Raw genomic sequence first — 10,351 nt, 5'->3', positions numbered from 1 at the left:
GAGGTCGGCATAGGCCTCGTCGACGATCAGCCAGCCGCCACGATGAGCGAGTGTAGCGCGCGCTGCCTCGATGGCTTCGACAGTCCAACGATGCCCATCGGGGTTGTTAGGGTTCACGATCACCGCGACATCGGCTTCCCCGGTCAATGCCAAGGGATCGGAATGCGTGACCACCTTCGCCCCCGCCAGTCGCCAGCTTTCTGCATGATCGGCGTAGCTGCGAGCGCGCACGGCGACTCTTTGAGCACGCAGGATCGACGGCAGCTGGCGGATGACGACTTCCGTCCCGGCGACCGCGCGGCAAAAAGACGGATCGCATCGGAACGACTCCGCCATGGTGCTTTCGCAGAATGCGCGGGCCACCTCGCCCGGTAAGCGCTCCCATGCATCGGGTGCGATCGGGGGCAACGGATAAGGATACGGATTGATGCCGGTCGACAGGTCGATCCATGGCAGTGGCGCGCCGGGAAACGCGCGTGCCATCGCGTCGATCCGTCCGCCATGGCCTGACACGAGGTCGAGATCGGTCATGACACGTTGATCCAGCCCAGGAGCGCCAGGATGATCGCCATGGCGATGACTACCCACCGATAAAGAGCCAAGGCGCGGCGGATATCGGCTCCGGATGGGTCTCTTGCTCCCGAATTGAGCCAAGGGTCGTTGCTCGTCGTTTCGCCATAAGTCCGCGGCCCCGACAGTTTGATGCCGAGCGCGCCCGCTATCGCGGACTCCGGCCACCCTGCATTGGGAGAGCGGTGCCTGCCGGCGTCCCGAAACATGACTAGTATGGCCCGGCCCGAACCGGCACATAGCACGAAAAGAATACCCGTCAGGCGTGCAGGGATCAGGTTGGCGAGATCGTCGAGCCGGGCGGCAATCTTACCGAAAGCTTCGTAGCGCGCATTGCGATGGCCGATCATCGAATCGAGCGTGTTGATTGCCTTGTAGGCAAACAGACCCGGCAGGCCGAACAGCGCACCCCAGAACAAGGGTGCAGTGACGCCATCCGAAGTGTTCTCTGCCAAGCTCTCGATGGCGGCACGGGCGATGGCGAGCTCATCCAGCTCAGCGGTCGCACGTCCAACGATGTAGCTGAGCGAATGCCGCGCAGCCTCGATCCCTGCAGTGTCGAACGCCTCGGCGACCGCCGCAACGTGTTCGTGCAGTGAGCGCGCAGCGATCAGGCTGGAGGCGACGAGGGCAATCAGGGCAGGGCCTAGCCATCCGGCTGGCAGAAGCAGCTGGATGGCCAGACCGATCAAGCCCGCAAGCGCCACTAGAAACAGAGTAACAAGACCGCCCATCGCGATCCGCGCCGATCTGCTCCGTGATTGGCGATTGCCCAGACGCTCTGTCCGCTCGACCAGCCAGCCGAACCAGCGGACAGGATGCCCGATCCGCTTGTCCACCGCTTCGGGCCAGCCGACCACGGCTTCGATCGCGAGCCCTGCCACCATGATCCATGCCGCGGTCACCGCGCAAGCGCCAGCAAAGCGTCAACGTCGAGGGCCTCCTCGAGCCCTTCGGCTAGTTCGTCCAGCGCTGTGTCGACACCATCTTCGTAATTGAGCGTGCTGCTCCGGCCGCTACGCAATTTCTCAAGCCAGCGCGAACGGAATGCGTCGCTCGCAAACACACCGTGAAGATAGGTGCCGATCAGACGTCCGCCCGCTGCGACCGCGCCATCAAGGACGCCGTCTTCCAAGCGAGAGAAGGGCTTCTCCAGCGCAGGCCCCTGCGAAAGACCGGTATGAATCTCGTAACCTGTCACCGCGTCATCATCGGCAATTGTAGTCCCGCTGATGGGGCGGACCACTTTCTTGCGGGTCATCACCGTCGTCATGTCGAACAGGCCCAGACCATCCGCAGTCCCTGCCAATCCATCCGCGGCGTCAGCATCCTCGATCCGATTGCCCAGCATCTGGAAGCCACCGCACAGGCCGACGATGTGCGCGCCTGTGCGCCAGGCGGCGATGATGTCGTAGTCCCACCCCTCGTTCCGCAGCATTGCCAAGTCGGCCAAGGTCGATTTGGTGCCTGCGAGGATAACTGCATCGGCCTCGCGCGGAATGGGCTGGCCGGGAGGAATGAAGCGGACCTCTACATCCGGCTCGGCACGAAGCGGATCGAGATCGTCGAAATTGCTGATCCGCGAAAGCATTGGCACGGCAATCAAAATGGCCCCGTCTTTCGGTTTCGCTGGTCCCAGCACCACAGCGTCTTCAGCGGGCAGCCGCGCAGCACAGGCCAGCCACGGCACGATGCCGAAATTACGCCAGCCGGTGCGGTCTTCGATGAAACGCACGCCATCTTCGAACAGGGCCTGGTCGCCGCGGAAGCGGTTGATGGCGAAGCCTGCGATCATCTCGGCATCCTCGGTCTTGATGACGGCTCGGGTGCCGACCAGCGATGCGATGACCCCGCCGCGATCGATGTCACCAACGAGCACTACGGGAACATCGGTCGCGCGCGCAAAGCCCATATTGGCGATGTCGCCCTTGCGCAGGTTTACCTCCGCCGGGCTGCCCGCGCCCTCGACGATAACGAGATCGTGCGCCGATCTCAGCCGATCGAATGCCTCGATCACGATGGGAAGCAGACTTCCCCGATTTGCCATATACGCTGCTGCTTCTTCACTGCGCAGCGCCTTACCGTTCAGGACGACCTGCGCGCGCCGGTCGCCTTCGGGCTTGAGGAGCAAGGGGTTCATGTCGGTCGACGGCTGCAGCCCCGCAGCGCGAGCCTGGAGCGCCTGCGCTCGACCGATTTCTCCTCCACCCGGACAGGCGGCAGCATTGTTCGACATATTCTGCGGCTTGAAGGGTGCCGCGTCGATCCCGCGTCGCCGAGCGATCCGGCAAAGCCCCGCAACCAGCAGCGATTTGCCAACGTCCGAGCCGGTGCCCTGCAGCATGATCGCGCGACCGGTCATCCTGCGTTACGCGGGGCCGAGGATGTCGAGCCGGAAACTTGCGCCATTGCGGGAAATCTCCGCCTGGATTCCGAACACGCGCCGCAGACGCTCGCTGGTAAAGGTGTCTTCTGGCGTCCCATCCGCCACAATCCGCCCTTCGTGCATCCAAAGGACGCGGTTGGCGTAACGCAGCGCGAGATCGAGATCATGGACGACCGTAAGCACTCCGTGCCCGCTCTGCGCCATCGAGGCAAACAACCGCATGGTCTGGTGCTGGTAACGCGGATCGAGCGCGGCGACCGGCTCGTCGGCAATGACCAGCGGAGTCTCGGCAGCGAGCGCACGCGCGAGATGCACACGGGCCAATTCACCGCCCGATAGGGTATCGGCTGCCCGCTCTTCGAAACCGTCCAGCTGGCAGGCCTCGATCGCGTGAGAAACCGCCGCCTCATCGCCCGCTGACAGCCGCCCCAAAGCTGCGCCATAGGCGAACCGCCCGAGCGAAACGATGGCGCGAACCGGTTGCGGCCAGACCAGCGGTCGGGCCTGCGGCAGGTAGGCGATCTTGCGCGCCCGCTCGACCGGCGAAAGCCGAGCGACCGGCTCGCCATCGATTGACGCCGAACCGGCTTCTGCTTGGAGAAGGCCGAGCGCGAGGCGCAGCAGAGTCGTCTTGCCCGACCCGTTGGGGCCGATCAGCGCGGTGAGTTCCCCTGGTTCCAGCGAAAAGCCAGCATCGACGACCAGCGGCTTGCCGTCCACCGCGTAGCTCAGACCGCTCGCTTGCAGAATGCTCATGCCAGCCTCCGTCGCGCAGCGATCCAGATGAATACCGGTGCACCGAGCAGTGACGCGACCACGCCCAGCTTGAGCTCGCTATCGGTCGGCAGAACCCGCACGCCGATGTCCGCCAGCATAAGGATCAGAGCGCCGAGCATAGCCGATGGCACCAGCAGCCGTGCCGGATCGTAGCGCAGGAAAGGCCGCACCAGATGCGGCGCCACGATCCCGACAAAGCCGATCGCACCAGCAAGCGCCACAGCGGCACCTGTCGCCAGGCCGGCGCCGATGATGACCGCCAGCCGTTGCCGCCTGAGGTCCAGTCCCATTCCTTCGGCCGCCTCGTCTCCCAAGGCGAGCGCGGACAGGCCTCGGCGCGATGCAAGAAGCACCACCACCCCGATCGCCATGAAGGGCAGCGCGAAGATCAGGTCGTCGAAGCTCCGATTGTCCACCGTGCCGAGCATCCAGTTGACCATGTCGGCAAGGCTGAACGGGTTGGGCGCGAGATTCATCAGCAGCGCCATGATCGCCGCCGAGAAACTCGAAAGGCCCACGCCAATCAGGATCAGCGTGACCACGGAGCGGGTGCGGATCGCGGCCAGCGCCACCAGCAGAGTGGCGATCAGCGCCCCCGCGACCGCAGCCATTGGCAAGACGAGCGGACCGGCAGTCGCGAGACCGAAATAAAGCACGAAAGTCGCGAAGAGCGCGGCGGTAGCCGAAACGCCGAGGATGCCAGGCTCTGCCAGCGGATTGCGCAGCAGGCCCTGAAGAGCCGCCCCGCTCATCCCCAGCGCCGCGCCGACGAACGCGGCAGCGAGCGCACGAGGCAGGCGGATTTGCCAGACCACCAGCTCGTCACCCTGACTCGATTGAAATGCGAGAGCAGCCAGAACGCGGTCGAGCGGCAAGGGCACCGATCCAAGCGCCACCGAAAGGACCAACGCACCCGCCAGACCTACAAGCAGGATGGACACCACCCGATTCATCGCGTGTTCTCTCCCGCTGTCGCCAGCGCTTCGACCGCGTCTAGCAAGAACCAACCGCCGCACGAGGTCCACGAACCTTCGAGCGCTACCACCGGCAATTCGCGCAGTTGCGCCCGCGCCACCGGATGACGCGCCGCGCTCCAGTTATCGACGTGGTTGGTCTTGCTTTCGAAAAAGGCTGCCGCGATCAGGTCGGGCCGCTCGTAGGCGAGGCGTTCGAGCGGAAGCGGATTCCAGCCGGGACGATCCTGGAAATTCCTGAGGTCAGCCGCGACGAACAGTTCGTGCACCAGAGTGCCTTCGCCCGCGGTTACGCCTGCCGGGGTCATGTAAAGAACTTCGCGTTGAGGACCGGACCTCTCCGCAAGTGCCTTCAATCGCCGATCCATATCAGCAACGAGCTGTTCGGCCTCATCCGGCTTGCCAAGTTCGGTGCCCACCCGCAGCACCTCGCCCCGCACTTCGGCGATCGACTGCGGGAAGCCGATCTGCACGACCGGGACCCCCGGCTCCTTCATGAAATCGGCGATATCGTGCCCGCCACCGTAAGTTCGCACCACCAGATCGGGTTGCAGTGCCAGCACATCTGCCGTGCGCGGACGGACTGTGGGGATCCCTTTGGCCGCCGCCCGCATGTAGGAAAAGCGCTTTTCCGCATCGGGCGACAGGGCGAGGATATCCTCACGATCCGCGAACTTCAGGACATACTGGTCGGCGCAGTAGTCGAGGCTGACGATCCGTCGCGGTGCGTCCGCTCCCCGCTCCGCCACCTGCGAACAGGCACAGAGCAAAAGGCACACCAGCGCCGCGAGGATCGTCCGAACCATCGGTTACATCCGGTAGCGCACGCCGCCGAACACCGCACGACCAGGTTGGCCGTAGCGGAAGATCGTTTCATACTGCTCGTCGAACAGGTTCTCGATCCGACCGAAAATTTCGATCTGCTCGGTAATGCCAAAGCTCGCCCGGATATCGGTCACCACATAGCCATCGAGGCGAGTGGTGTTCGTGGCATTGTCGAAGCTGTCGCCCGCCACGAACACGGTGGCACCGATGCCGATGCCGTTCTCCATGCGGTAGTCCGCGACCAGACTGATCGTATCTTCGGCGCGGCGCGGTAGGCGATTTCCGTTCACGTCATTGCGTGCGTCGATCGTGGTGTAGTTAAGCGCGACATCGAAGCCATCGACCGGACGGACTGCGAGCCCGAACTCCCACCCTTCGGCGCTTGCAAGCGCGATATTGTCGTATGTCCCGAAAGGGCGTGGATTGGCGGGATCCTGACAGGCAGGGATGGGGTTGCCAGTGCAGCCGACGAAGGCGATGAGGTTCTCGGCATCGCGTTCGAAATAGGTGACGCCCACCTGCGCCCGCCCATCGAGGAAACTGTGCGTGATGCCAACGTCCCAGCTTTCCGATTCTTCGGGTTCGAGCGCGGTGTTCCCGAAGTCGCTGAACAGCTGAAACAGCGCAGGTGCCTTGAAACCTTCACCGTAGCTACCGCGCAGCACGGTATCGCCGCCGTTGGGCGAATAGGCACCGCTGGCAGCGAAGGTCGTGTTGTTGCCGTAGGTTTCATGATCGTCGTAGCGCACGCCGCCAGTCAGCGAGAGCCCCTGGTAGGGGGTTAGGTTGAGCTGTCCGTAGGCAGAGTTGATCCACACCTTGTCGCCGATAGCGGGCGCGCCGAAGCTGGAGCTGAGATATTCCGATTCCTCGCGCTCGGCACCGAAGACCAGCTCTGCAATCTCGGCTGCGTCGAACACGCCCTGATACTCGTAACGCACGTTCTCGCCGAAGGCGTCGAAGGTCTCGGAATCCGTGTCGAAGCTGAAATTGCTGCGGTCGATCCGGGTGTAGGCGATACCCAGCCGATTGCGCAAACGCCCGTCCAGGAAGTTCGCGTTGATGCCAGCATAGCCGACCAGATCTTCCCGATAGGAAACCTCGTTGGTGTCCCCCAGACCGGTAGCGGTGAAGCCGTCGATCTCGACCTCGCTGTCGGCATAGAAACCTCGCAGATCGATCGAGAAATTCTCACCCAACGCAATATCGAGCTTGGCGTTGGCGCCCAGGCTTTCAAACCCGTCCGGCTCGGTGCCGCCGCGCGCCTCGCTGAAAGCAGAGATGCCGTCCGTGCGGTAGTAATTGCCGCCGACGCTTAGGCCGACTGGGCCAAACTTGCCTGACAGGTTGCCAACGAGTTCCGCAGTATCGCGTTCACCGTATTCGGCGCGTGCGAACACACCAAGGTCCTCGGTCGGTTCGCGGGTGATCAGGTTCACCACGCCGCCGATTGCTTGGCTGCCGTAAAGAACGCTCTGCGAACCACGCACCACTTCGACCCGCGCGATGTTGCCTGTGAGGGCAGGACCGAAGTTGAAGCCGCCCCCGGTCGAAGAGGGGTCGTTGAGCTTGACGCCGTCGATCAGCACGACGGTCTGGTCGCTCTCCGCACCGCGGATAGAAACACCGGTGTTGGTTCCGATCCCGCCATTGCGGTTGAAGGTGACGCCGGGGACCGTGCGCAAGATGTCGAGCACTTCGCTCGGCTGGCGGTTCACGATCTCCTCTTCCTCGACCAGCGTTACCGACTCGCCGACTTGGCTGATCGCACGTTCGGTGCGGTTGGCCGTGACCACGATCGTTTCGGAGATCACTTCCTCGTCTTCGGGAAGATCGACGCCTTGCGCGAACGCGCCGGTCGAACACAGAGCCACGGCCGATGCCGCGACGGACAAATAGAGTGCGGTTTTCATTGCAAAATCCAAAGCCAGCCCACGCGGAGGCTCCGGTGCCCGCATGGTCAACTCGACAGATGGCCCGCCGCTGCTCGAAGTGAGCCGCGACACCGGAAACCGGCCTGGCTGTCGTTACTTCGGAAAAGAACTTTCCTGTCCCACTGGGCTGGACCCGGCCCTGGACGAACGACGCGACGGCAGGTCTCCTGGCTTGCCGATCAACGCCTTCGAACCGTCTTCCCGGCGCCACCCAGTGCAGGGCTTGGCCAGTGACGTGTTGGTTCGGGGCTCCTGGCTCACAGTTGCGGGCACAGCGCCGGTATCGCACCGGCTTCCCTCTTAGCTCCAGGCGATTTCGCACCTGCAGCACCGTCTGTCCGCGCCAATGCTCGCCTCGTCCGTTGCTGTCAATCCTTGCCTGCTAGAAGTCGATGCCCTGCTGCGCGCGGATACCGGCGTGGTAGGCGTGCTTGATTTCGGCCATCTCGGTGACGGTGTCGGCATAATCGATCAGTTCGGGCTTAGCGTCCCGCCCGGTAAGGATGATCCGGGTATCACCCCTGCGTTCCAGCGCCTCGATCACTGCCGCGGGCGTCAGGTATTCGTAGCGCAACGCGATATTGATTTCGTCGAGCACTACCAAGGCGTAGTCGCCGCTCGCGATCAACTCACCGGCCTTCGCCAATGCCGTTTCCGCGGCTTCGATATCGCGATCCCTGTCCTGCGTATCCCATGTGAAACCGTCGCCCATGACGTGCCAGTCCACCAAATCCGGGAAGCGCGAGAAAAACTTCTTCTCGCCCGTCTTCCACTTGCCCTTGATGAATTGCACCACGGCAACCTTCTGTCCCCAGCCCAGCGCGCGGGCGATGACCCCGAAGGCCGAGCTCGACTTGCCCTTCCCATCGCCGGTGTGGACCAGCACGAGGCCGCGTTCTGGATCCTTGAGCTCCCGGCGCCGCTTCGCTTGCGCGGCCTGCAGCTCCTTCATCTTCTCCTTGTGTGTATCGCTGTCGGTCTCGCTCATACGCCCCCTCTTGGTTCAACGGTGAGGAACTGGCCGAAGCCGAGTTCGAGTTCAAATGGGTTCGGTCGGCCAAGAGCCGCGGCAACGCAACGGACGACGCCGAGATGCGTGATGGCAAGGATATGTCCCTCGATCCTCGCGGAATCGAGCAGATACCCGCGAACCCGCTCAGCCATTTGCGCGACACTCTCCCCTCCGTGCGGGCGAGCGCCTTCGATATCTTCTGCCCACTCATCGATCTCGTGACGAGGAATATCGTCCCACGCCTGCATTTCCCAGTTCCCGAAATCGATCTCCATCAGTCTCGGGTCGGCGTGGACGGGAAGGTCGAAATGCGCGGACAACTGCTCCGCCACCGCAGTGCATCGGATCAGTGGGCTGCTGTCGATCCGTGCAAAGCGGCTGGGCAATGCGGCCACCAGTGCATGAAGGTCTTTCTGGTCAAAGGCTTTGGCGGGAACGTCCGACTGACCGTAGCAAACGCCCGCTTCGATCTGCGGCTTGCCATGGCGGAGCAGGATCAGAGCCATGCGAGGGTGCCAAGATAGAAGCCGACTTCGCTGATCTGCTGCACCGCGCCGAGGCAATCGCCAGTATAGCCGCCAAGCTTGCGCTCGAAGAGCAGCCGCGTCGAGATATGGCCGATGGCAAGGCCGGCCAAGCCGCATAGCGCTGCGCCGGGCCCAAGAATGGTCGCACCGATTGCGACCGCAGCGATCCCGGTGAGCGTCGCCACCACCAGCGGCGCTGCTCCGATCCCCTTCGCAACCGGCTTGGCGATCCCCTCGGCACGTGCGTAACGACTTGTCGCGATCACGATCACTGCCGACAGGCGCGAGGCTCCGTGCGCCACGGGCAGGGCGGCGAGTGCGACCATGAAAGGGAGTTGCGCCAGTGCCGAGATCTTGAGCAGCAGAACTATGAACAGGGCTGCGGCTCCGAATGTGCCGAGCCGGCTGTCGCGCATGATCTCCATCATCCGCTCAGACGTTGTCGCGCCTTGCCCATCAAACAGGTCCGCCAAACCATCCTCGTGAAATGCACCGGTTGCCAGCAAGGTAGCCGCAGTGCCGAAGATCGCTGCGATGAAGGCCCCGCCGATCGCCCAGCCGAGCGCGAAAGCGGCAGCGCCGATTACGCCGATCAACACGCCGACCAGCGGATAGAAGCCGGGCGCGGCCTCGAAATCGCTCTCGTCGAGCTGCGCCGCGGGCAAAGGAAGTCGCGTTAGGAACACCCACGCGGCCAAAGCGGCGGCGAATGGACGCTTCATGAAATCGGGGGAGCGCCGGACACCCCTGCCTGAGAAAAGCTTGCCATGCCGAAAAGCGAGAGCGCGGCGTGAATAATCGGCACGGCCAACAACGCGCCGGTCCCTTCGCCCAGCCGCATGTCGAGGTCGAGCAGTGGTTCGGCTTCTAGCCAGTCGAGCAGCGTCCGATGGCCGTGTTCTGCCGAGCGATGCGCATAGACAAAGGCCCGTTCACAGTCTGGCTCGATCGCCCGCGCAAGCGCGGCGGCAGCGGTCGCGATAAAGCCATCGACCACCACAAGTTTATTCGATGTCCCGGCGCCAACCATCGCACCCGCCATCGTGCCGATCTCGAAGCCGCCGAGGTCGGCCAGCGCTTCAATCGGCGCAAGCGCTCTAGTCCGCGCAGCTGCGCGTTCGAGAACATCTTGCTTGTGGGAGAGAGCGGTATCGTCGAGGCCCGTCCCTCGCCCGACGAGTTCGGCCACGGAAATGCCGCTCAGCTTGTGCGCAAGCAGGGCTGCAGCGGAAGTGTTCGCGATGCCCATCTCGCCGAAACAGACGATCTTGCTTTCAATACCGCATGCGAAATGTCGCCCTTGCGCAATCGCCTTCCTTGCCGTCTCGGGCGACATCGCAGGCCCT

The 10,351-nt window shown here is 63.5% G+C and carries 11 protein-coding genes and 1 riboswitch; all 11 genes read right to left on the bottom strand.

What is annotated here, in order from left to right; all coding sequences use genetic code 11:
* Positions 1-531 (bottom strand): aminotransferase class I/II-fold pyridoxal phosphate-dependent enzyme (locus ACFDTG_RS14700; protein WP_375291748.1); only part of this gene is annotated, 531 nt, incomplete at its 3' end.
* The gene (gene cbiB, locus ACFDTG_RS14695) at positions 528-1,475 is read right to left on the bottom strand and encodes an adenosylcobinamide-phosphate synthase CbiB (RefSeq protein WP_375291747.1); all 948 of its coding nucleotides are present in this window, start codon (positions 1,473-1,475) and stop codon (positions 528-530) included. The genes ACFDTG_RS14700 and cbiB, both read right to left, overlap by 4 nt.
* Positions 1,472-2,932, bottom strand: coding sequence for a cobyric acid synthase (locus ACFDTG_RS14690; RefSeq protein WP_375291746.1), 1,461 nt, complete (start codon positions 2,930-2,932; stop codon positions 1,472-1,474). The genes cbiB and ACFDTG_RS14690 overlap by 4 nt, the downstream gene beginning before the upstream one ends.
* A 6-nt stretch (positions 2,933-2,938) precedes the next feature.
* Positions 2,939-3,712, bottom strand: a complete 774-nt coding sequence (locus ACFDTG_RS14685; protein ID WP_067499296.1) for an ABC transporter ATP-binding protein — start codon at positions 3,710-3,712, stop codon at positions 2,939-2,941.
* Complete coding sequence (locus tag ACFDTG_RS14680) at positions 3,709-4,686, bottom strand: iron ABC transporter permease (RefSeq protein ID WP_067499294.1); 978 nt, start codon at positions 4,684-4,686, stop codon at positions 3,709-3,711. Before ACFDTG_RS14680 ends, ACFDTG_RS14685 begins: the two co-directional genes overlap by 4 nt.
* The gene (locus ACFDTG_RS14675) at positions 4,683-5,513 is read right to left on the bottom strand and encodes an ABC transporter substrate-binding protein (RefSeq protein ID WP_375291745.1); all 831 of its coding nucleotides are present in this window, start codon (positions 5,511-5,513) and stop codon (positions 4,683-4,685) included. Before ACFDTG_RS14675 ends, ACFDTG_RS14680 begins: the two co-directional genes overlap by 4 nt.
* 3 nt (positions 5,514-5,516) lie before the next feature.
* A complete protein-coding gene (locus ACFDTG_RS14670; protein ID WP_375291744.1) occupies positions 5,517-7,445 on the bottom strand; it encodes a TonB-dependent receptor plug domain-containing protein in 1,929 nt (642 codons plus the stop codon).
* A 160-nt stretch (positions 7,446-7,605) separates the two neighbouring features.
* A riboswitch (cobalamin riboswitch) is annotated at positions 7,606-7,816 on the bottom strand.
* Between the two features lie 32 nt (positions 7,817-7,848).
* Entirely contained in the window at positions 7,849-8,454 is a 606-nt protein-coding gene (gene cobO, locus ACFDTG_RS14665; protein WP_008603669.1) for a cob(I)yrinic acid a,c-diamide adenosyltransferase, read from the bottom strand.
* Positions 8,451-8,984 carry an alpha-ribazole phosphatase family protein gene (gene cobC, locus ACFDTG_RS14660; protein WP_067499288.1) on the bottom strand — a complete coding sequence of 178 codons (534 nt, stop codon included), beginning with the start codon at positions 8,982-8,984 and terminating at the stop codon, positions 8,451-8,453. The genes cobO and cobC overlap by 4 nt, the downstream gene beginning before the upstream one ends.
* Positions 8,975-9,727, bottom strand: coding sequence for an adenosylcobinamide-GDP ribazoletransferase (gene cobS / locus ACFDTG_RS14655; protein ID WP_375291743.1), 753 nt, complete (start codon positions 9,725-9,727; stop codon positions 8,975-8,977). The genes cobC and cobS overlap by 10 nt, the downstream gene beginning before the upstream one ends.
* Positions 9,724-10,351, bottom strand: a 628-nt coding sequence (locus ACFDTG_RS14650; RefSeq protein ID WP_375291742.1) for a nicotinate-nucleotide--dimethylbenzimidazole phosphoribosyltransferase, incomplete at its 5' end; no start/stop codon positions are given. The genes ACFDTG_RS14650 and cobS, both read right to left, overlap by 4 nt.

Source organism: Qipengyuania sp. (assembly GCF_042095715.1).
Classification (GTDB): domain Bacteria; phylum Pseudomonadota; class Alphaproteobacteria; order Sphingomonadales; family Sphingomonadaceae; genus Qipengyuania.
Note: the sequence above shows the minus strand (reverse complement) of the source record. Positions and strands in the feature narration are given on the sequence as shown.